Source organism: Actinoallomurus rhizosphaericola, assembly GCF_024055675.1.
GTDB classification, from domain to species: domain Bacteria; phylum Actinomycetota; class Actinomycetes; order Streptosporangiales; family Streptosporangiaceae; genus Actinoallomurus; species Actinoallomurus soli.
In genome coordinates this window covers 731,630-753,678 of record NZ_JAMXMW010000002.1, presented here as the reverse complement: position 1 = coordinate 753,678, position 22,049 = coordinate 731,630, and the positions used below count along the sequence as shown (strand labels likewise).

Here is a 22,049-nt window from a genome sequence, read left to right as displayed (position 1 = left end):
GTGGCCGGATCCGGCGCTCCGGCTTCAAGGCGCCCGCTGGTGGGTATGCGGGCGGTCGTATGTCAGATTCTTCCCTCTTCATGGTGAAAACGGGGACCGTGGCCGATCTCCCGGCTCGGGTCCGCCGGGCCGCCGAGGACGCGCGGCTCGGCGAGTTCCGGGCCGTGTACCGTCCCCGGTCCGCCGACCGGCGGTCCCGCACGTGGCTCGTGCTGCTGGGCCTGCCGGGTCTCGTGCTGCTGCCCTTCGCCGTCGCGTTCCTGCTCGACGGCTTCGGCTGGGCGTCCGGGCTCTCCCTGCTGCTCACCGCCGCGTACCTCGGCGCGGCCGGCCGCGTCCTCGTCCGGGAGGTCCTGCCGGGACAGAGCCCGACGACCGTCCACCTGTTCGAGAACGGCGTCGTGCTGTCCTCCTGGCGCGCGGTGACCCCGTTCGCCTGGGACGCCGTCACGGAGTTGCGCGTCTCCGGCGTACGGTCGGCCGCGACCGGCGTGGCCACGTGGCACCTGACGCTGTCCGGCCGGGCCGGGACCGAGGGGGAGGCCCTGATCGACGGGGACGTCCCCGGCGCCCGCGAACTGGTCGAGACCGTGTCCCGCGAGGTGACCGAACGAGTGCTGCCGACGTACCTGTCCCGCGTCGAGGCCGGTGGCAAGGTGCGCCTCGGGCCGTTCAGCGTCACCCGCCGGGGCATCGCCAAGGACGGCGAGCACGTCCCCTGGGAGAACGTCGACCGGGTGGAGATCGAGGGCGGAATGGTCCACGTCGACCGCTCCGACCGCCCGGCGGGGCTGACGGCGATCGCCGCGGAGGTCCCGAACGCCGTGGCGTTCGGCGAGTTGACGCGGCGGTTGCGCGGCGACGCACGGGCGGACGGGAACGGCGGACGATCGGTGAGGTCAATGAATGGGTGAGGGACGCGATTTCAGTCACGGGAGACGACCGGCATCGAATAGCCTCTTACGCGTGAGCCTGCGCCTATACGACACCGGTACCCGTGGCATCCGCGAATTCGTCCCGCTGCAGGCGGGCCGGGCGGGGATCTACGTCTGTGGTGCCACCCCGCAGGCCGCTCCGCACATCGGGCACATGCGGTCCGGCGTGATCTACGACCTCGTCTACCGCTGGCTGCTCGCCTCCGGGTACGACGTGACGTTCGTCCGGAACATCACCGACATCGACGACAAGATCATCCGGGTCTCGGCGGAGACCGGCGTCCCGTGGTTCGCGGTGGCCGAGGCCAACCAGCGCGTCTTCGGCCGCGGCTACGACGCGCTCGGCTGCCTGCCGCCGACCATCGAGCCGCGCGCGACGGGCCACGTCCCCGAGATGATCGTGCTGATGCGCCGCCTCATCGAGGCCGGCCACGCGTACACCGTCGAGGGCGACGTCTACTTCGACGTGGCGTCCTGGGCCGAGCACTACGGCGCGCTGTCCAACCAGCGGCTCGACAGCATGCGCCCGGCCGGGGACACCCCCAACGAGGCGGCCAAGCGCGACCCGCGCGACTTCGCGCTGTGGAAGGGCGCCAAGCCGGGCGAGCCGAGCTGGGAGACGCCCTGGGGCCCCGGCCGTCCCGGCTGGCACCTCGAGTGCTCGGCGATGTCGACCAAGTACCTCGGCGCGACGTTCGACATCCACGGCGGCGGCGTCGACCTGATCTTCCCGCACCACGAGAACGAGCTCGCGCAGTCGAGCGCGGCCGGTGACGGGTTCGCCCGCTACTGGCTGCACAACGGCCTGCTCACCGTGAACGGCGAGAAGATGAGCAAGTCCGTCGGCAACGTCGTGCTGCTCACCGATCTGCTCGACCGCGCCCGGCCGGTCGAGGTCCGCTACTACCTCGCCGCCGCGCACTACCGGTCGATCATCGACTACTCCGACGAGGCGCTCCGCGAGGCCGCGGTGGCCTACCAGCGCGTCGAGGGGTTCGTGACCCGCGCCGTCGAGCTGGCCGGGCGGGTCGAGCCCGGTGCCCTGCCGGCCCCGTTCACCGACGCGATGAACGACGACCTCGGCGTGCCGCAGGCGCTGGCCGTCGTGCACGAGGCGGTCCGCGAGGGCAACACCGCGCTCGCCACCGGCGACAAGGACACCGTGACCCGCGTCCTCGGCGAGGTGCGCGCCATGCTCGGCGTCCTCGGCCTCGACCCGCTGTCGGAGCAGTGGGAGGGCGCGGCCGGCGACCTCCGCGACGTCGTCGACGCGCTGGTGTCGGTGGCCCTGGAGCAGCGGCAGGCGGCCCGCGCCCGTAAGGACTACGCCGCCGCGGACGCCATCCGCGACGGCCTGACCGCCGCCGGCATCGTCATCGAGGACACCCCGCGCGGTCCCCGCTGGGAGCTCAAGCGCTCCTGACCGCACGCCGGGACGGGCAACGGGGATGGGGCCCCCGATCCGGTTAAGCGTGCCGTTCCGGTGGGGACGTACGGTTCGGGGAGATCGGGACCCACCGGCCGCCCCGGCCGGGCCGTACCTCCCCTGCCGAGGTGGTGCACGTGTTGGAGCGGTTCACCGACACCGCCCGACGAGTCGTCGTCCACGCCCAGGAAGAGGCCCACGCCCTCGAACACGGGCACATCGGCACCGAGCATCTCCTCCTCGGTCTGCTGCGCGGCGACACCGACGGCGCGGTGCGCGCCCTCGACGCCGCGGGCCTCACCCTCGACACCGCGCGCGGGGACGTCGAGGAACTCGTCGGGAGGGGCACGGCGCCGCCCGACACCGAGGTGCCGTTCACCCCGCGCGCCAAGAAGGTCCTCGAACTGTCGCTGCGCGAGGCGCTGCAGTCCGGCCACGACTACATCCGCAGCGAGCACATCCTCCTCGGCCTCATGCGGGAGACCGAGGGCACCGGCGCCCGGATCCTCCGACGGTGCGGCGTCGACACCCTCGAACTGCGCCGCGACGTCATGACCTTCCTCCGCGGCCCCGAGCCGCTCCCTGACGAGCCGTCGACGGAACCCCCGGTACGGCCGGCGGGGGAGGAGGGCCCGTGGGCCGTGAGCCCGGCGGGGGAGGGCCCGCGGTCGGCGGCCGAGCGCCTGACGGGGGAGGGCCCGCGGTCGGCGGCCGAGCGCCTGACGGGGCAGGGGCCGCGGTCGGCGGCCGGGCACGCGACGGGCGAGGGGGCGCGATCGGCGGGGCCGCAGCCGCCGGAGACGGCGATCGAACGTCGCCTGAGTGCCATTGAGCACCGTCTGGAGCGCATCGAGCGGCTCCTTCGGGACGGTCCGGGTCCCGGTTCCGCGTAGAGTCTGGTGGGGGGCGAAAGATCGCCCGTTCTGGGGGCGGGACAGCGCCCTGTGCACCAGCGGAGGGCAGACCATGGCGAAGCGTCGCAAGAAGGGGCCGAGTCACACCCCGAAGGCCGAGGACCGGCACTGGTACGGCAATCGGCAGGCCGCCCGTGCCGCCAAGTCGGCGACGCGGACCGGCACGGCCACCGTCGGCTCGCGCCGTACGCCCTCGTCGTCCGCTCCCGCCGAGCGCACCGGCCGGCGATCCGCGCCCGAAGGACCCGAGCTGGTCACCGGCCGTAACCCGGTCGTCGAGGCCCTGCGCGCGGGCATCCCGGCGAGCGCCCTCTACGTCATGACCGGCGCGTCCGACGACCGCGTCCGCGAGTCCATCAAGCTCGCCACGGACGCCGGTGTGCCGCTGCTCGAGGCCGGCCGGACCGAGCTCGACCGGATGACCGACCGGGCCGTGCACCAGGGCATCGTCCTGCAGGTTCCGGAGTACCGCTACGCGCACCCCGACGACCTGCTGCAGCGCGGCACCCCCCAGCTCATCGTGGCCCTCGACGGGGTGACCGACCCGCGCAACCTGGGGGCGATCGTCCGGTCGGCCGCCGCGTTCGGCGCGAACGGCGTGCTCGTCCCCGAGCGCCGCGCGGCCGGCGTGACCGCCGGAGCGTGGAAGACCTCCGCCGGCACCCTCGCCTCGGTCCCGGTCGCCCGCGCCACGAACCTCGTACGGACCCTGAAGTCGTACCAGAACGCCGGCCTGTTCGTCGCGGGTCTCGACGCCCGGGGCGCGGTCGGCGTCGGCGACCTGGAGGCCGCGAGCGGCCCGCTCGTGCTCGTCGTCGGCTCGGAGGGCAAGGGCCTGTCGCGGCTCGTCGCCGAGACCTGCGACCTGCTGATCAACATCCCCATGGGCCCGAAGGCCGAGTCCCTGAACGCCGGCGTCGCGGCGGGCATCGCCATGTACGAGATCTCCCGCCGCCGCTCCTGACATCAGCGCCGAGGTTCTTCGCGCCCACGGCGACGAAGAACCTCGGCACCAAGTCAGCGATAGTCCTCGACGGGGGCGTCCTTCTTACCGAAGTAGACCTCCTCGAAGAAACGGCTCGCCTCCGGCTGCGAGCCGTCGAGGTCGGTGAACCCGTAGTGCTTGGCCAGCACCCCGGACGACAGCGCCCTGCCGGACCAGCGGGCGACCTCCGGGTCGGCGGCCAGCGCGGCGACCGCCCGCCCGATGTACCGCGGCGTCTCCGAGATCGCGAACCACTGGTCCTTGGCGATCCCGTCCCGCCAGTTCTCCTCGGTGACGCCGAAGTGCTCCAGGACCTCCTCCGACCGCAGGAACCCGGGCGTCAGCGACAGTGACGTGACCCCGTGCGGGGCCAGCTCGTCGCGCAGCATCTTGCCGAGCCGCGTGATCGCCACCTTCACCATGTCGAAGAACATCGAGCCCCGGTAGCGGTCGTTGAACATGTCGTCCCCGTCGGTGACCTCGACGACCAGCCCCCGCCCCCGCCGCACGAGCAGGGGGAGGACCGTGTGCAGCGTGATCAGATGGGTCTCCAGGCCGTTGCGGAGCGCCCGCAGGCCGTTGTCCAGGTCGTGCTCCCAGAGCGGCTTCCACTCGACCCACTGGTCGCCGCCCCAGGTGTCGTCGACGAGGACGTCCAGACGGCCGCCCTGCTCCTCCTCGATCCGCTGGACCAACGCCCGTACGTCGGCGGGGACCATGTGGTCGCAGCGCACCGGAATGCCCCGGCCGCCCGCCTCCGTGACCAGCTCGGCGGTCTCCTCGATCGTCTCGGGACGGCCCAGTGGGCTGCGCGCCTGCCGCGTCGTGCGGCCGGTGACGTACACCGTCGCACCGGCCGCGCCCAGCTCGACCGCCATGCCGCGACCGGCTCCCCGGGTGCCCCCGGTGACCAGCGCGACGTGTCCCTTCAACGGACCGGTCACATACCCTCCTCGATCGTCGCTTCCGAATCGCGGCACCAGCCGGCGAGCACCGCGCCGAGGTCGGTACGCAGCCGGTCGCGGAGGCTTCCCGACGGTCGCGCCGACCAGTGCAGCGCGGTGCCGTCGGTGACCGCGGCCAGGATCCGCGCGGCCACCGCGGGAGGAGGCGCCGCGGGCAGCCGGCCCTCCCGCACCGCCCGGTCGAGGAGGGGGACCAGCCCCTCCTCCAGGGCCGCGTGCAGGTCCGCCAGCAGCCCGCGCAACTCCTCATCGGCCAGATCGACGGCCAGCTGCGCCAGGTTGTTGGCCGCCCGTGCGGGGTCGTCCAACGGCGCGAACGCGCCGACCAGCACGTCGACCACCACGAGCACGGGATCGCCGCCCGCCTCCGCGGCCGCGCGCATGCCCTCCCGAACGGACCCCACCGCCGTCCTGGTCATCGCCGCCAGGAGCCCGTGCTTGGACCCGAACCGCTGCGCCACCGTCCCCACGGCGACCCCGGCCTCCCGCGCGACGTCCGCCAGCGTGAACCCCGGCCCCAGCCGGCTGATCACCGCCCCGGCGGCCGTCAGCAGACGTTCATCGGTGAACTTCCTCGGCCGTGCCACGCCGTTATTGAACCACGGTTCATTAACTGATGCCAGGCGCCGTACGATCGAGGGGGTGAAGAGGGGAACGCGCCAGGAACGGAGTCTGACTCGCGGCGTATACGCGCTATCGTGGTGAGGCTGCGAAAGCAGCACGCCTCCGTAGCTCAGCTGGCAGAGCGTCCGCCTTGTAAGCGGCAGGTCGCCGGTTCGATCCCGGCCGGAGGCTCCACCCCTGACCAGCCAGAAGGCCCCGAGCGCCGTGCGCCCCGGGCGCGACGACAGCAACGGCGATGGCAACGGCCTCGGCCGAGCACATCCCCGCCATGGGTCTGCGAACCTGCCGTCGAAATCCTGGACCACCGGCTCCGGCCGGGTCCTGGCGGCCGGCCTCGCCGCCGATCTGGACGCCTGGACCCGGCGCCTCGGCCTGCATGACCAGGCCGACCTCCCAGACGCCGTACCCGATTCCCTCCGTCACTGGCTCTGGCGCCTGCCCGCACGCCTTACCCGGCACGCCCGCCGACGCTGGTTGAAGATCAGCGTTTTCCCAGCGATCTCCGGGGGCAAACAATCGATCCTGTCGGAAGGCATGACCATGTTTTGACGTTAGCGGTGGACGGAAGGGCTTATATCTGGGTATATCAGACAAACCAGGAGGTCTTCTGGTCAAACTTTCTCCTCAGGAACGCGCACCGAGTACAGGACGGGCAGGTGAAAACCGAAAACCCATAGTCACTCAGACAGGTGAGTGGGGTGCCGTGGAAAGCGATATGAGCATCCAAGTCTTCCGAGGCGCGGGCAACGAATATCAATTGCCGCCGAACGTGATATTACTGAGGCTCCCCGATGGAACGGGACAGCTGTTGGATCTCGACGGAGAGTTCCACGCCCTCTCGAACACGGCAGTGGAGATGCTGCACGACATCCTCGACGGCGACACCACCTCGGCGGCCAATAAATCGGCGCTCAGGTATTCGGTACCTCTCTCGGTCGTGCGTGAAGATCTCGACTCGTTCCTGCGGGACTTGACAGAGAAGGGCCTTATCCGTCGATCCCATGGAAGCTCTCGACCGGCACGCCGGCGATCGGCGATACTTTCTCGGATCGTACTGGCGTCGCTGCGAGCAACCCACGCCAGGACTCGTTCGATCAATATCCGCATGGCAGCCTTGATGACCCTGTCCTACGTCTCTGTCCGGATGCTCGGCTGGCCACGGGCGGTTGCGACATGGCAGGCCTGCTACCGGGAGCGTCCGACATCTGCTGATACCGCCCCGGATCGGCGACGACTGGCAGGCTTCATCGGGGAAACGATCCGTCGATTCAGAGCCCACTATCCGCTGCCCCTCGACTGCAAAGACCAGGCTTTGTGCTCTTGGGCCCTCCTCCGTGACCAGGGTCTGCGGCCGACGCTGGTCGTGGGAGTGGCGTACCCCGTGGCATTCCATTGTTGGTGCGAATTGGACGGCGTTTTCGTCGGCGACGATGAGTACACCTGCCGAAACTACACGCCTGTTGCACGCTACGCATAATCATGATGGAGGCGGGTAATGGCGCCGGGATTTACTGTTATTCGCCGATCGGGCAGGATTCGAGCTCAGGTTGCGCTCCTTCATTCGGGGCAACCATCAGGTCTGACATCATGGACCCGCAGGAATGGCGACCTTGCGGTGCTCATGGGCTCGCTCTATTACAAACAGGACCTCATGGCAAGAATCAAATCGGTACCGCCGGTCCTGTACGAGAACGACGCAGAACTCGCGCTCGCCGCCTATCGGGATATGGGGATATCGGCACTCGATCTCCTGGAGGGAGACTTCGCACTCGTAATTTGGGATGCGAAGGACCGGCGTTTGATCGGAAGCCGTGATCCGATGGGCGGGTATCCCCTGTTCTGGATGAACCGACCGGATCGGCAATTGTTCTCCACTGAAATGAGCGTACTAACGGCCGAGCAGAAGTCGCGGCACCTCAACTACGAATACATTGCCGAGTTCCTGATGGCGTTGATGCCTCATGATGAAGAACCGACAGAAGGGTGCGCGTACGCAGAGATCCTGCGCGTACTTCCGGGGACAGCGGTAGTCATGGGAGTTCCAGGAGGAGAGGTAGCGCGGCGCAAGTGCTTCGATTGGACGTCCAAGATCGCAGATCCGGGTTCAGATGTTCCGGAGGAAATCGCTGAGGAGTATCTTCCTATGCTCACCGCGGCGACCCGGGAGCGGATCCGGGGACGCACGATGGCTCATCTGTCCGGAGGAATAGACTCCACCTCGATATCTTTGCTCGCCCGAGATCTGATCCGCTCTGGAGCGGGCGAGTATCCTCTGCATACCCTGTCGTTGGTATACGAGCAGCTACCTCTTCTCTCGAAGGAGCAACTCTATATCGATGCGGTTCTTCGCGGTGAAGGGAACATATGCGCGCACAAGGTCGCCGCAGATGAGGTTCTCTTCTTCGATTCTTTCGAAGATCCTCCGCTCTATGACGAGCCGTATGGGGGACTGTGGAGCATTCCGATAAGCCGATGCACTCTTGATGCAGCCGTCCAAGAAAGGTGCCTGACCCTACTCACAGGCCTTGGGGCTGACGAGGTCCACGTTTTCCAGCCATACTATCTGGCAGACTTGCTGCGCAGCAGAAGGTTGCGGGAGACATGGAGGCAGGTCCACATATGGGCGCATACGTACAACCGTGACCCGTGGAGCATCCTGCAGCAATATGGGGTCGAACCGATTACATCGGCGTGGCGACTGCCTCTATTCCATCGTCGAAACGAGAAGCGGCTCAGCCGGCAAACGGACGCCACAATTCCTCAATGGATCAGGCCAGGATTCGCGCGCCGGAACGAGTTGCGGGAACGGACCACGGCAAACCTGCAACGTAGGTACCGCCGGTGTTCTCAGACCGCTCTGTCTTTGGCCATCGACTTGATCGAGCAGCGAGCCGGCGACACGTTTCGATGGTCGGTGGGGGCGCCTCTGGGAATCTCGATTGCGCACCCATTCCTGGATCCGCGGGTCCTCGCTCTTGGGTTGGGGATGCAGGCTCGGATACGCCCGGTTCCGGGAAGAATCAAACCAGTCCTTGCTGCCGCAATGGAGGGCACGCTTCCCGAAATCGTTCTCACGCGAAAGACCAAGGTAGGCTTTGATGAGGTTTACTACTTGGGCTTGGCGCGCAACGAACCGGTCCTTCAAAAGCTGATCCGCCAGGCTCCAGGCGATGCTTGGGAGATGTTCGATCCAGACACCCTTTCCAGCGCGCTCGAACAAGCTGGGTTGGTGGGAGCGACTCCACGAAACCTACAGCGCCTCAATATCACACTTTCGTTGATCAGCTGGCTGAGTACTGAAAACGAGATTCCTCTCTCGTCTCGGAGATCTCAAAGCACGAATATCGCCGACATCGCCGAATCTCCGCCTGCATGACCGTTCATGCGGATAGAGCGGAGTATATCTAGCGAGCTAAAAGTTAGGGACAACTCTGCGCCAAATCGTAGGTAAAGTGGTCCGATCATGCTAGACGGTGTGCCACTTTACGCATACGATCGAGGAAAAGGTACGTCGACATCCAGCAGGAGGGAATGATGAGCAACGTCGAGTATCGACCTCCCCGGATCCTTCCTATCGGAAGGGCAGTGGAGCTGATGTCAGGCGAAAGATCCGGCGATCACACGGATACGTATGCCTGGTGGTACGTCTCAACGCCGGCCTACTCTTATGACGGATGGTGGTGATTTGCTCGGATCGCGCTTCAATAAGTTGGAAGGGGTTGCGGTTAAAACCTGATCGCAATCCCTTCCGCCATTTGGTGTGTTGATCACTGGTTCCACATTTACGTTCCGATCCTATTCGCCGTTCTCTGGGCTATCAGCAAACTGAGGGGGCGAAGTGAATGAACGATCACTCGGCCGCGTGGCGGGCGTTGCTCGATTATGTGCGGCCGCATCGCCTCGCCCTCCTCTCGGGTGGCGTACTGAGTCTTCTCAGCGGGGCGGTCGGTCTTGTGCTCCCACTGATCACGCGGAGGCTCATCGACGATCTCTCGCATCATCGAGCCCTGACGGCGACGTTGCTGTTCATGACCGCCCTGGTGCTGGTGAGCGCCGGGATCGGAGCCCTCGCCGACTACGTGCTGCGGCGTACCGCGGAGTCGGTGGTGCTGTCCGCACGCAGGCGGATGGTGTCGCGACTGCTTCGACTCCGGGTCGCCGCCGTGGATCACGCCGAACCGGGTGATCTGATCTCCCGGATCACCTCCGACACCACCCTGCTGCGCATGGTCACGACGGCGTCTCTCATCGGCTCGGTCACGGGCGGCCTCACCATACTCGCCACGCTCTTCATGATGGCACTGCTGGATCCGGTGCTCCTGGGCGTCACCCTGGCCGTGCTCGCGCTGGTCTGGTCGGTGATCGGTGTGATATCGCCACGGATAAGGCACGCCACTCATCAGGCACAACGATCCGTGGGGCTGATGAGTGCGGCCTTGGAACGGACGCTCGGCGCGTTCCGAACGGTCAAAGCCTCTGGCGCCGAGCAGGCTGAAGGTGAACGCATTCACGCTGCCGCCGTCCATGCCTGGCAGAACGGCTTGTGCGCCGGCAAATGGGAGGCCCTCGCCGGCAACGTGGCGGGGCTCTCGACACAGATCGCCTTCCTCACGGTGCTCGGCGTCGGGGGAGCACGGGTGGCCTCCGGCGCCATCGATGTCGGCACTTTGATCGCGGTTCTGCTGTATGTGTACTACCTGCTACCAGCGGTACAGCAGTTGGTGAAAGCGGTCACCGGCTACCAGATCGGTGTCGGGGCGGTCACTCGCATCCGCGAAGTCGAGGAGCTGCCCCGCGAATCCGCCGGCCCGTCGGCAGGGCCCCGTCACGGCCACGGCCCCAACGGCCTTGGCCGGGCCGGCCGCAACTCCAGCGGCGGCGGGAGCGCAGGCCCCGCCCCGGCCGCGGTGGCGTTCGAAGGTGTGCACTTCCGCTACCGACAGGACGCACCGAAGGTGCACCACGATGTCTCTTTCGCGATTCCGGCGCTGGGCATGACCGCCATCGTCGGCCCGTCCGGTGCCGGCAAGACCACCATCTTCTCGCTCCTCGAACGGTTCTACGAAGCCGACTCCGGGCGGGTCCTCATCGACGGCATTGACGTCACCGCATGGCCGGTCGCCCGGCTCCGCGCCCTCATCGGCTACGTCGAGCAAGATACGCCCGTGCTGTCGGGGACCTTGCGTGAGAACCTGCTCCTCGGAGCCCCGCTCGCCGGGAACGACGCATTGCGCGACGTTCTGCACGCCACACGCCTCGACGACATGATCGAGCGCCTTCCTCTCGGACTGGACACAGAGGTAGGGCCCCATGGCATCGAACTGTCCGGAGGGCAACGCCAGCGGGTGGCCATCGCCCGGGCCCTGCTGCGCCGTCCGAGACTCCTGCTTCTCGATGAGGTGACCTCACAACTCGACGCGGTCAACGAGGCCGCGCTGCGCGATACCGTCGCCGAGGCCGCCCGCACCACCACCGTGCTGGTCGTCGCGCACCGGCTGTCCACCATCGCGCAAGCCGACCGCATCATCGTCATGGACGCCGGCCGGATAGAGGCGATCGGCAGTCATGCCGACCTTCTCGCCACCAACTCCCTGTACGCCGAACTGGCCGCCACCCAGTATCTGGACACCGCGCGAAGTAGTGGAGCCTGACGGTCCCTGCTGAAGAGGCCGTCCAGCCACCAGGGGGAACGCATGGGTTATAGGAAGCCCCGACTGCCCGTTCTCGTGCTAGGCGAGGCGGTGGCGTTGTCCGTGCTCGGCCTGAGCGCGATCGATGCCGCATCACCGCGTGCCGTGTCGGCGGGCGCCGGCACCACGAGTCCGCCCCTTCCGGTCGTGCCCGAGCTCCACGTTCTGCGGAACCGGCTGGGGACGGCACCGGGCATGATATTGATAACTCCGCAACGTCATCCACCCGCGGCGCTGCACGGTGCCGAAATCCTCGACGGGCGGGGAAGGCCGGTGTGGTTCAGGCCGGCCCTCTCTGGACAATTCGCGACCGACCTGCGCGTCCAGCGCTACCGAGGGCGACCGGTGCTGACCTGGTTGCAGGGCGCCATCGTGAGCCGCCCGTTCACTTACACCGGCACCGCGTACATCGCCGATGCGCGCTATCACGTCATCGCCACGGTCAAGGGCATCGCCGACCCGCACGAGTTCCAGCTCACCCCGAGGGGCACCGCGCTGCTCACCGACGCCCAGAGCCGGCATATGGATCTGACATCGGTCGGCGGCACGAGAAACGACACCATCCGCGACGGGATCCTCAGGGAGGTCGACGTCGCGACCGGCAAGACCCTCTGGCGCTGGAGCGCTCTTGACCACATACCGATCACTGAGAGCTATCGTCCCACGACCAAGGCGGGAGACCGTCCTCACGACTCCCTCCACCTCAACTCGGTCGAGGAGGACCGCGACGGCAACCTGCTCGTCTCGGCCATGAAGACGTGCACCATCTACAAGGTCGACCGGTGGACCGGGCGGATCATCTGGAGACTGGGCGGGCGTAACAGCACATTCCGGCTCGGACCCGGGGTGCGGTTCTGTGGACAACACGACGCGCACTGGGCCGGCGAAAACCTGATCAGGGTCTTCGACAACGGAACCCTCCCGGAGCCACACGCGTCGCGCGTCGCCTGGATCAAGATCGATCCCGTGGGCAAGACCGCCACACTCGTCAGGCAGATCATTCAACCCCAGCACATGTCCGCCGTCATCCAAGGGGGCGCGCAGGAACTACCGAACGGCAACACCGCGGTGAGCTGGGGCTCGATCGGCCGGATCTCGGAGTTCTCCCCCGACGGAAGCCGCCTGTTCGACGCCTCGCTACCCAGGGGCGTGATCTCGTACCGGATGTACCGGGCGCCGTGGAACGGCCGGCCGAGCACACCACCCATCGTGATCACTCGGGGCGACGTCGTGCACGCGGTCTGGAACGGCGCGACGGGCGTCGCTCGCTGGCGCGTCCTCGCCGGTCCGACACAGAACGCGATGAAACCGGTCGCGGAGGCGGCGTGGAACGGACTCGACACGGCCATCGCGTTACCCGGCGCGTCTGCTTCGGCGCCGTACGTCCAGGTCCAGGCGCTGGATGCCAACGGCACGGTGCTCGACACCGGCGCTCCTCGTAGGCGGCCGCAGCTGCGCGGGCCAGTGGGCCCGTCGGTAACCCGTGCCAGGAGAGTTCGCTGACACGGCTGCTGTGAACAGGCGCATCAATGTGGTGCCCTGAATCCGCAACTCGTGCCCGACGATGTCACTACCGGCGGCACGCGCTCGAGATCGCTAAGTGTCGGCGGAGAGTCGCGCTCTTGCCGTGCTCACACGGAATTCACCGTCACCGCAGACCGTCGAGATATCGGCAACGTTGCCTATTTCGCTCTCATCGGTAGTCAGCCTGCCGCTGACACGTTGAGAGAACCGAAGGCGCCGCGGACGTTCCGGATGTGTCGTGCAACGGCCGGGATGGGCGTTGTTATGCGGGGACGGCCGTCGCCTGGGCGAGTAGATATTGACCGAGCCGCCGCACGGCGGTGTTCATCTGGGGCATGCTGATGTCACCTCGGCTGTAGCCGAGTACGAGCACGACATTGCCGCGTCGCGCGTCGAGTCCGGCGCTGCTGCCGTCGGGCTCGTCCGCAGGGGCGCCGCTCCCCATCTTCACCGAGCTCCAAGACTCGTCGGCTCCGGGTATCGGAGTGGTGTTCGATAGCGGACCCGAGGGCTTGTTGGTGCGGAACATATTCCGGTAGTCGCTCTGGGCGAGCTGGGTGCCTGTCTCCCCGTACGGCGAGTCGTAGTGCCAGATGATGGTGGCGTTGATGGAGCCGGCACCGCGCGGTGCCTTCCGCCCGTTCCAGTTCGTCGACCATGTGCAGTCGCGGCTCGTCTCGGACGAGTCACTGGAGTGCGTGCCTCCGGCGCTCTTGGGCGCGGTGATGTACGTCGACGCGACCTGGTCGGAGAGCAGCGCGCAGACGTTACCGATCGCCTTGTACCGTGGCCCGGTCGGCGTGGACGACGGCTTCGCATGCGTGGGAGTGGCCGGCTCGGTGACGGGCGGATGCGACGAACCGCATGCGTCGGTGCCGGCCGCCATGCCAAGACTCAGGACTGCGACAGTGAAAAGGTTCGAGGTCCGGCGGGACATCTCGGCGGCTCCTTCCGCTTCTCTTGGCGTCGGGCTTGGGGGACCTGGCCCGATTCAGGGCCGGCGCCGGGGGCGCTACTTGACCTTCGGTCCTGGCCTGAGATCAAGCGGCGCTGGCTTCGACGTCGACGCCGTCGATCGTCGGGGTCCCAGCGTCGGCAGGTGCCGCCAGCGGCCCGACCGCCGCCACCGTGGCGCCGACCATGAGAGCAGCCACCGTGATCTTCCCCATGCGCACTATGAATCGTCTCCTTCAACAAGAGGGAATTACTTCAGGTCAAAATAACTGATCTCTGTCTCATGGGTCCATAGTGAATCGTCACTCACTGCGACATTATTCAGCTCGGGACTCGCGCGATTATCCGACTCGTTATCAGCCTGTCAATACCACCAAAGTGGAAGTCGGGCCGGGGTGGTCGAATATGGCCCCGAGGTAGCGTCATATCCTTGTTATCTCCTCGGGAACAGAAATCGCTGCGATGCTTCCGGCTCCCGCTGCGGTATCCGTTGCTGCCGTGTCATCACGCCACGGAGGGAGACCCAGGTTCCCCCGGCATGGTGACGCCGCCGCGGGCCGTGGGGGCGTTGAGTGCTGCCGTGGCATTCGACGTACTCACAGGAGGTGTCTGATGGACGCACGTGCGAAGGCCCGGTGGCGGACCGTGACGGTGTGGGCGGCCTGCCTGGCCGCGCTGGCGGCGCCGATCACTTCGGCCGGTGCCGCAGGTGGCCGGGCGCCGGTCTCGCCGGCCCGGGGGGAGCGGCTGCAGCGGTCGCTGGACGCGGTGACGGCCGCGGGAGCGGTGGGGGTGCAGGCCGAAGTGGTCGGCACCGACGGCCGGTGGCGGGGTGTCAGTGGGCACGCCCGGCTGGGCGGCGCGCAGCCGGTGCCCCGGCGGGGGCGGTTCCGGATCGGGAGCATCACCAAGTCGTTCACCGCGACGGTCCTGCTCCAGCTCGCCGCGCAGGGAAGAGTGGGCCTGGACGACCCGGTCGAGCGGTACCTGCCCGGCCTGGTGCCCGGCGGGCGGCACATCACGCTGCGGCGGCTCCTGAACCACACCTCGGGGATCGCCGATTACCTCGATGACACCACGACCTATCCGATCTCCGGCCGCGAGTTCCTGGAGAAGGTGCGATTCCACACGTTCCCGGCCGAACGGCTCGCCCGCAGCGGCGTCGCGCTTCCGCGGTACTTCCCGCCCGGCGAGGGCTGGCACTATTCGAACACGAACTACGTGCTGGCCGGTCTGATCATCGAAAAGGTCACCGGCCGGTCCTGGCACGACGAGGTCACCCGCCGGATCGTACGGCCGTTGGGGCTGCACGAGACGACCGTGCCCGACCACGACCCCGGCATTCCCGGCCCGCACGCGCACGGATACATGGAGATCGACGGCCGGGCCGTGGACATCACCCGGATGAACCCCTCGATCGCGGGATCCGCGGGCGCGATGATCTCGACCACCGGCGATCTCGACCGGTTCTACGCCGCGCTGCTCGGCGGCCGGCTGCTGCCCGCGAGGTGGCTCGCCGAGATGGAGAAGACGGTCCCGATTCCCGGCAGCGGCCCGGCCGGGGAGGCGGACGGGCTGGGCATCGACAGCTCACGACTCCCGTGCGGCGTCACGGTCTGGGGCTACGACGGAGGCATCGTCGGCTACGGCAGCCAGAGCCTGCACACCGCCGACGGCCGTCGGGGCATCACCCTGTCCGTGACGCTGCGCGACCTCTCCGACCCCCACACCCCACAGATCCTGGACGCGATCCAGAGCACGGTCGACACCGCCTTCTGCGGCACCCGCTGAAGGCGTTCCGGATCGCGTTCACCCATGCCTGGGCCGTCACCGCCGTGACGGCCGTGACCGGCCCCGCGGGAGTCACGCCAGCGGACGAATCGTGTCGACGATCTGCCGCAGCCTCTTGTCGCTCACGCTCCCCGGGCCGGTGCTGTTGGAGTAGACGTAGAAGGTCACCGGCGCGCCCTGCCGGGAGGCGAACGTCGCGGCGTACACCGTGCCCCCGTTCGGTTCGCACGCGGTCCCCTTGCCACCCTTCGTCGTGGCCACGACCTTCTGCACCACGGCCTGGAGACCGCCGATCCTCGCGTGTTCCGCGGGCGCTTCCACCGTCCGGGGAAGCACGCCTCCGTGCTGGTAACCGAAGTTCGCCCATTGGACGGCGTTGTGGGCGGCGGTCACCTCGAGGGACTGCAGCTGGCCTGCGGTCGCCGAGGTGATGCCCGCGCCACCGAGCAGCCCCGACTGGACGATCGTGCAGTCGGAGTAGTGGGGACCGTTCTGGCTGATGTCGGCGACACCGTTCGAACCGACGGCGACATTTCCGCTGGCGTCGGTGAGGCCCACACCGGTGCCGGGATCCTCGACCTTCCACCCCGGCGGGACGTCGTACACCACGCCGAAGTTGGGCGCGACCACGACCTGCCAACCCGGGACCAGCGGCGGCGATTTCGGGCCGGCACCGGGCGGTGCCGGGGCGGTGGTGCCCACGGTGGATCTGCCGGCCGCCGGGCGCGACGGCGCCTTGGCGGCCGTACCGCCGTGCACGAGATACCCACCGGCCGCCGCGGCCGCCACCAGCACGACGGCCCCCGCGATCTCCGCCAGGAGACGCCCCCGGCCGCTCTTGCTCGCGGCCCCGATCGGCACACCGTCGTTGACGGTCGAGCCCGGTCCCGAGGGACTCGCCGGTGCCCAATTGGCCGTGGGCGCAAGAGCGGGCCCCATCGACGCGCGGAGAACCGCGAGGGCGGCGGCCGCGCTCTGCGGCCGTGCGGCAGGGTCCTCGGCCAGGAGATCCAGCACCAGACGGTCGAGGTACGGGGGGACGTCGGCGCGGCGGGACGCCGGCGGTACGGGGGACGACTCCGCCGGCGGTGCGCCGGTCAGCAGTTCGTAGAGGACGCGGCCGAGGGCGTACAGATCGGCACGAGGGTCGGCGGCGCCCGTCCGCGTCACGCCGACGCCCAGGTTGCAGAGCCTCACGTCCCCGTTGTCGAGCAGGAACAGATCGGCGGACGTGAGGCCACCGTGAACGACGCCCTGGGCGTGCGCGGCCGCCATGGCGTCGAGGACCTGTTCGGCCACTCTGGTGACCTGCCCGACCGGCAGCCCGCCGCCCTGAGCGGCCAGGACCGCCTTCAGGTCCTGCCCTTCGAGGTACTCGGTCACGAGGAACACCGGGGACTCGGCGGTCCCGATGTCCAGCATCGCCTCGACCACGGGATGCCGCACCGCCGCCGCCTTCTCGGCCTGGCGACGGAACGCGGCGACGCCTGCCTGGTCGGTGGCGGCCGGTGCGGCGAAGGTCTTGACGGTGACGACCCGGTTCAGCCGAAGGTCGAACGCGCGCCATACCTCACCGGCCCCGGCGCCGAGGCCGCCGGTCACCGCGTCGAGACGGTACCGCCCGGCCAGCGCCTCACCGGGTTGCCGGCCCAAGGTACTCCGCATGATCGCCCCTCATCGCTTCCAGTAAATGCCCTGGTCCTTGCCGAAGTCGTAGGGTTCCTGGCACCACTGCACCGTGGTGATGTCCCCGGATCGGGGATTCAGGATGACCGTGCAGGTGTCGTAACGGGCGCCGTGACGGAACCCGCCGTCTTCGATGACGACCGGGCGACACTGGCTGGGGTATGACTTCGTATCCCTCGACGTGATGGTGTCGCCGACGGAAGCGCCCGCGGAGTCGGCCCCGTGCATCGCGTACGTGGGATTGAAGGTCATATAAGGGTCATCGGGCCCGAGATTGGTCAGCGAGAAGTGGACGTAGTACGGGGTCTTGTCCTTGACCGAACGCGACAACGCCAGGGGGGCCAGGTCGGCCTTCGACCCCTTGACGATCGAGGTCACGGTCACTCCCACCGCATCCGTGCGCATCCCCTGGATGACGGGCACGACGGCCATCTGGCCGAGTTGTTTCCAGGTGCCGGGACCGGCCTGGCCGGGCACCGTGTCACCGTTCGGGCGGAGCGTCCGAAGTCCGGTGGAGGACGGATGCGCAGTAGCCGTCGTCTTCGGCTTCGAGCCGTCGCCGCCGAAGGCGCTCGGCAGCGTGAGGGCCCCGGCCGTGAGCAGCGCCGCTCCCAGCACGCCACCGACGGCGGCGACAACGCGCTTCCGGCTCTTCGGCACGGCGGAGGGCGTGGTGACCGTCGGCGTCCCCGGGACCTGATCCACGGTGGGCGGCTGCGGGCGCAGGTACGGCGGCGGCCCGGCGGGAGGAACGGCGGTGTGCCCGGACCGGCGCAGGAAGTCCCGTACGGCGGCGGCGCTGACGGGCCTCTGGTCGGCTGACTTGGCCAACAGGTCCAGGACCAGTCGTTCGAGGTGAACGGGGATGTCCGGACGGTGTGAACGCAACGGCAGGGGCGCCTCGTTGAGGTGCTTGTACATGATCGAAGCGAGTCCCGGGTCGTCCGTGTCGAACGCGGGCCTCCCCGTGAACAACTCGTACAGCACCCCGCCGAGCGCATAGAGGTCGGCGCGGTCGTCGGCCGGCACGCCGCGGAACTCCTCTGGCGCCATGTAACGAGGCGTGCCGAGCAGCCCACCCGTGGCCGTCAGCGTCGTACGGTCGGCCAGCCGAGCGATGCCGAAGTCGCAGATCTTCACCCGGCCGTCCTGCTGCAGGAACAGGTTCGCCGGTTTGATGTCCCGGTGGACGACACCGCGTGCGTGCGCCACCGCGAGCGCGTCGGTGATCTGTTCCGCCAGTCCCACCGCCTGGTCGATCGGCAGCCCGCCGGGATGCGCCGCGACGACGCGGGCCAGGTCGGATCCCTGGAGGAGTTCCATCACGAGGAACATCACGGAACCGTGGAGGTCGATGTCGAAGACCGCGCAGATGCCGGGGTGCTGCAGACCGGCGGCGGATTCGGCCTCCCGGCGGAACCGCGCGACTCCGGTCTGGTCCTGCGCCACGTGCGACGGGAGGATCTTGATGGCGATCGGCCGGTTCAGGCCGAGATCGACCCCACGCCACACCTGACCCATGGCGCCTGCGCCGATGGGGGCGTCCAGCCGGTACCGCCGGGCCAGCAGTAGCCCAGCCTCCAGGCTCAGCTCACCCGGCAACGCCTCTCCCCGAACGATCTTCAAACGACTGCCCGACATTCCACCACGAAGAGCATCAAGGTGTACGGCGTTGCGGAGAACCGGCGGCTCACCGCGGCCTATGCTCGGGGACCGTGACCATTCAGCGGATGGACAACGTCGCCATCGTCGTCGACGACCTGGACGCGGCCGTCGCGTTCTTCACCGAGCTCGGCATGGAGTTGGAAGGCAAGGCGCAGATCGAAGGCCTTTTCGCCGACCACACCGTCGGACTCGACGGCGTCCGGAGCGACATCGCGATGATGCGGACCCCGGACGGCCACAGCAAGCTGGAGCTGACGAAGTACCACCACCCCGCCGCCGTCGGCGCCGAGCCGGAGAACCCGCCGCCCAACACACTGGGCCTGCACCGCGTCATGTTCGCCGTCGACGACATCGACGACACCATCGCCCGCCTGCGGCCCCACGGCGCCGAACTCCTCGGTGAGGTGGCGCAGTACGAGAGCATCTTCCGGCTCTGCTACCTCCGAGGCCCCGCCGGCATCATCGTCGCCCTGGCCGAACAGATCGGCTGACGCGCCGCCTCGGTGCCGACCCCACCGTAGAGTCCCCCGCCGACACTGCCGGGGGATCGCCGTGGCCGCGTCGAATCAGCGTTATATCGTCATTTCGCGGACCCGGTCATCAGGGGGAATGGGATGCGGTTAAGAAATCGGGCACTCGGGGTTTTAGCCATCGCGGTCGGCTGCATGGTGACGGGGTGCGGCCCGCGGCACAGCGACCGTGCCGTGATCGGAGTCGACGCCCCGGTCGCCTTGGCCGATCGGCCGATCCACCTCGCGATCCGCGGTCTCGCACCCCACGACACCGTCGAGGTGAGCGCGGCGGCACGGGACTACGCCGAGGGGGAATGGCGCAGCCGGGCCGTGTTCCGCGCGGACGGCCACGGGACGGTCGATCTCGACCACGCCCGCCCGCGCTCCGGCACGTACACCGGTGCCGACGGGATGGGGCTGTTCTGGTCGATGGCCCCGCCCGGCGGCGACCCCGACGAGCGGGTCTTCCACCCCCTGCCTCCGGAGAGGTCGCCCTCCTACAGCGTGCAGATCACCGTCACCGCGCACGGCCATCGGCTGGCGACGAGGACACTGACCCGGCAGTGGCTCACCCCCGGCGTCACCCACAAGAGCTTCACGCTCGCGGCGGACAAGGTGGACGGCGACCTGTTCCTGCCGCCGGCGGGCGGGGGCCGCCACCCCGCGGTGCTGCTGTTCGGCGGTTCCGAAGGCGGCAAGTTCGGGGACTACGAGGCCGCCCTGCTCGCCTCACACGGCCATCCGGCGCTCTCCCTGGCCTACTTCCGCGATCCGGGCCTGCCCGGCAGCCTCACCGACATCCCGCTGGAGTACTTCGCCCGGGCGGCCCGTTCGCTCGCCGCTCAACCGGGAGTCGACCCGGCGCACGTGGTGGCCAGCGGCTACTCGCGCGGTACGGAGGCGGCCCTGCTGCTCGGTCAGTTCTATCCCGACCTGATCCACGGCGTCATCGTGTACTCGCCGTCGAACAGGGTCAACCCGGGCATCGGCGCCCACGGGACCGGAGGGAGCGCCTGGACGTGGCACGGCCGGCCGATACCGCAGGACTCCATCCCTCTCGACCACATCGACGGCCCGGTCCTGGCGATCGCCGGGGACCGGGACGCGGTCTGGGCCTCGGCGGCCTCGGCCCGGCAGATCGTGACCGAACTCGACCGCGAGCACAACCGCATCCCGCACCAGGCACTGGTGTATCCCGGAGCGGGCCACCAGGTCGGCACCTTCCCCTACCTCCCGACGGGCGTCCGCTTTTGGAACGCGACCGCCGGAGAGTTCATCGAGAACGGCGGTACCCGCGCCGCGGACGCCGCCGCACAGGCGGAAGGCTGGCCGAAGACGCTCGCCTTCCTGGCGGCGATGGGAGGCTGACAGACCTACCGGCCGGGCGGGAGCCGGTCGCCGATGAGGTCCAGCAACGCCGTGTGCGTCTCCCGGTCTGCCGCCACGACGAGCCCGCCCGGGCCGGTGTGCAGCGGCTGACCGTGGATGCCGGTCACCACGCAGCCGGCCGCCTGGCACAACGCGATGCCGGCGGCGAAATGCACGCTGTCCCGCAGATGGCCGTCGGTGACGTACGCGGCCCGCCGCCCGGCCGCGACCCAGGCGCCCTTGTCGAAGCGCGCCGGCGATGCCCCGTACATGTCATGCACGACGGCGGCTCCCGCCTGCGCCGCCGTCAGAGCCAACTGATCGTCCGTGATCGACGTCCGCGCAGGATAGCCCGCACCTCCACCACCGCGGAGACGGCCCTTTCACCGCGGTCCGGGTCGGTGTCAGACGGCGATGTTGACGAAGGTGACGGTGACGTCGTCGGGGACGGCGGTCCCGCTCGTGGGCAGGGGGACGAACCGGATGGTGCCAGTGCCGTAGCAGGGCAGCGAGATCGACGTCGGGATGTCCTGCGGGACGTTGTAGGCGTGGAACACGATCGGCTCGCCGGTGGACACCGCGGAGAGGGCGACGGCGACGGAGGTGCCCAGGCTGCCGGTGTACCCGCCGCCCTTCGTCGAGACGGCACCCGGGGCCACTGCCAGGGTCTGACCTGCGACGGGATGACCGGTCTGGTCCGGATAGGCCGGGCCGGGACAGACCATCTTGATCACCGCTTTGTCGTGCGCGCCGTTCACGAGGCCGTGGAACCCCTGGTCGGGCCCGATGGGAACGATGGCGTCGGCGCCGGCCGCGCTCGGAGCGGCCGTGATGCCGCCGGCCAGGATGCCGAGTGCCGCTAACAGGTGACTGGTCCTCAAGTGATCCGTCCTCTCGAGAGGTCTCGGGATCGAACTCGATGGGGTCGTGGCGGAACGACCCCACTTCGATGGATAGCACGACCACCGCCCCGGAATCACGGTTCGGCGTGACCGGCTTGAGCCACGGCG

General features: G+C 68.5%; 20 protein-coding genes and 1 tRNA gene. 13 read left to right on the top strand and 8 right to left on the bottom strand.

The genetic code is table 11. The features are described from left to right. Window positions 1-98 precede the first annotated feature (98 nt). From NE234_RS07505 to rlmB, 4 genes are all read left to right on the top strand, one after another. Window positions 99-914, top strand: a complete 816-nt coding sequence (locus NE234_RS07505; protein ID WP_252778123.1) for a DUF6585 family protein — start codon at window positions 99-101, stop codon at window positions 912-914. A 52-nt stretch (window positions 915-966) separates the two neighbouring features. Further along, window positions 967-2,358 (top strand): cysteine--tRNA ligase, encoded by a 1,392-nt coding sequence (gene cysS, locus NE234_RS07500; protein WP_252778122.1) that lies wholly within the window; start codon window positions 967-969, stop codon window positions 2,356-2,358. 131 nt (window positions 2,359-2,489) lie between these two features. Then, complete coding sequence (locus NE234_RS45030; protein WP_308206853.1) at window positions 2,490-3,254, top strand: Clp protease N-terminal domain-containing protein; 765 nt, start codon at window positions 2,490-2,492, stop codon at window positions 3,252-3,254. A 73-nt stretch (window positions 3,255-3,327) separates the two neighbouring features. Beyond that, window positions 3,328-4,239 carry a 23S rRNA (guanosine(2251)-2'-O)-methyltransferase RlmB gene (rlmB, locus tag NE234_RS07490; RefSeq protein ID WP_252778121.1) on the top strand — a complete coding sequence of 304 codons (912 nt, stop codon included), beginning with the start codon at window positions 3,328-3,330 and terminating at the stop codon, window positions 4,237-4,239. A 53-nt stretch (window positions 4,240-4,292) separates the two neighbouring features. On the opposite strand, the gene NE234_RS07485 is transcribed toward rlmB, so the two are convergent. Together NE234_RS07485 and NE234_RS07480 are read right to left on the bottom strand one after the other, a co-directional pair. Continuing rightward, window positions 4,293-5,204, bottom strand: a complete 912-nt coding sequence (locus NE234_RS07485; RefSeq protein ID WP_252778120.1) for an SDR family oxidoreductase — start codon at window positions 5,202-5,204, stop codon at window positions 4,293-4,295. After that, a complete protein-coding gene (locus NE234_RS07480; protein ID WP_252778119.1) occupies window positions 5,201-5,812 on the bottom strand; it encodes a TetR/AcrR family transcriptional regulator in 612 nt (203 codons plus the stop codon). Before NE234_RS07480 ends, NE234_RS07485 begins: the two co-directional genes overlap by 4 nt. A 135-nt stretch (window positions 5,813-5,947) precedes the next feature. On the opposite strand from NE234_RS07480, the gene NE234_RS07475 reads away from it, so the two are divergent. The 6 genes from NE234_RS07475 (at window position 5,948) to NE234_RS07450 (ending at window position 13,042) form a co-directional block, all read left to right on the top strand. Then, a tRNA-Thr gene (locus tag NE234_RS07475) sits at window positions 5,948-6,023 on the top strand. Between the two features lie 30 nt (window positions 6,024-6,053). Further along, complete coding sequence (locus NE234_RS07470) at window positions 6,054-6,398, top strand: transposase (RefSeq protein WP_252778118.1); 345 nt, start codon at window positions 6,054-6,056, stop codon at window positions 6,396-6,398. 166 nt (window positions 6,399-6,564) lie between these two features. Then, window positions 6,565-7,326 (top strand): lasso peptide biosynthesis B2 protein, encoded by a 762-nt coding sequence (locus NE234_RS07465; RefSeq protein ID WP_252778117.1) that lies wholly within the window; start codon window positions 6,565-6,567, stop codon window positions 7,324-7,326. Between the two features lie 18 nt (window positions 7,327-7,344). Further along, a complete protein-coding gene (locus NE234_RS07460) occupies window positions 7,345-9,225 on the top strand; it encodes an asparagine synthase-related protein (protein ID WP_252778116.1) in 1,881 nt (626 codons plus the stop codon). A 466-nt stretch (window positions 9,226-9,691) separates the two neighbouring features. After that, window positions 9,692-11,500 carry an ABC transporter ATP-binding protein gene (locus NE234_RS07455; protein ID WP_252778115.1) on the top strand — a complete coding sequence of 603 codons (1,809 nt, stop codon included), beginning with the start codon at window positions 9,692-9,694 and terminating at the stop codon, window positions 11,498-11,500. A 312-nt stretch (window positions 11,501-11,812) separates the two neighbouring features. Further along, the gene (locus NE234_RS07450; RefSeq protein WP_252778114.1) at window positions 11,813-13,042 is read left to right on the top strand and encodes an arylsulfotransferase family protein; all 1,230 of its coding nucleotides are present in this window, start codon (window positions 11,813-11,815) and stop codon (window positions 13,040-13,042) included. A gap of 283 nt (window positions 13,043-13,325) precedes the next feature. On the opposite strand, the gene NE234_RS07445 is transcribed toward NE234_RS07450, so the two are convergent. Both NE234_RS07445 and NE234_RS44180 read right to left on the bottom strand, forming a co-directional pair. Next, entirely contained in the window at window positions 13,326-14,000 is a 675-nt protein-coding gene (locus tag NE234_RS07445; RefSeq protein WP_252778113.1) for a hypothetical protein, read from the bottom strand. A gap of 103 nt (window positions 14,001-14,103) precedes the next feature. Then, window positions 14,104-14,232, bottom strand: a complete 129-nt coding sequence (locus tag NE234_RS44180) for a hypothetical protein (RefSeq protein ID WP_256528338.1) — start codon at window positions 14,230-14,232, stop codon at window positions 14,104-14,106. Between the two features lie 397 nt (window positions 14,233-14,629). Here NE234_RS44180 and NE234_RS07440 point away from each other — a divergent pair, with 397 nt between their 5' ends. After that, window positions 14,630-15,808 (top strand): serine hydrolase domain-containing protein, encoded by a 1,179-nt coding sequence (locus NE234_RS07440; protein WP_252778112.1) that lies wholly within the window; start codon window positions 14,630-14,632, stop codon window positions 15,806-15,808. A 72-nt stretch (window positions 15,809-15,880) separates the two neighbouring features. Here NE234_RS07440 and NE234_RS07435 read toward each other — a convergent pair whose 3' ends face one another. Both NE234_RS07435 and NE234_RS07430 read right to left on the bottom strand, forming a co-directional pair. Beyond that, window positions 15,881-17,473: a serine/threonine-protein kinase gene (locus NE234_RS07435; protein ID WP_252778111.1), complete on the bottom strand. Its 1,593-nt coding sequence runs from the start codon at window positions 17,471-17,473 to the stop codon at window positions 15,881-15,883. A gap of 9 nt (window positions 17,474-17,482) precedes the next feature. Further along, a complete protein-coding gene (locus NE234_RS07430) occupies window positions 17,483-19,096 on the bottom strand; it encodes a serine/threonine-protein kinase (protein ID WP_252778110.1) in 1,614 nt (537 codons plus the stop codon). Between the two features lie 128 nt (window positions 19,097-19,224). Here NE234_RS07430 and NE234_RS07425 point away from each other — a divergent pair, with 128 nt between their 5' ends. Next, window positions 19,225-19,650, top strand: coding sequence for a VOC family protein (locus NE234_RS07425; protein WP_252778176.1), 426 nt, complete (start codon window positions 19,225-19,227; stop codon window positions 19,648-19,650). A gap of 213 nt (window positions 19,651-19,863) precedes the next feature. Then, window positions 19,864-21,039, top strand: a complete 1,176-nt coding sequence (locus tag NE234_RS07420; protein WP_252778109.1) for an acyl-CoA thioesterase/bile acid-CoA:amino acid N-acyltransferase family protein — start codon at window positions 19,864-19,866, stop codon at window positions 21,037-21,039. A gap of 5 nt (window positions 21,040-21,044) precedes the next feature. Here the strand turns inward: NE234_RS07420 and NE234_RS07415 are convergent, their stop codons facing one another. Both NE234_RS07415 and NE234_RS07410 read right to left on the bottom strand, forming a co-directional pair. Further along, on the bottom strand, window positions 21,045-21,356 hold the full coding sequence (locus tag NE234_RS07415; protein ID WP_252778108.1) for an inositol monophosphatase family protein: 312 nt from the start codon (window positions 21,354-21,356) through the stop codon (window positions 21,045-21,047). Window positions 21,357-21,443: 87 nt separating this feature from the next. Then, a complete protein-coding gene (locus NE234_RS07410; protein WP_252778107.1) occupies window positions 21,444-21,920 on the bottom strand; it encodes a hypothetical protein in 477 nt (158 codons plus the stop codon). Window positions 21,921-22,049: the final 129 nt, after the last annotated feature.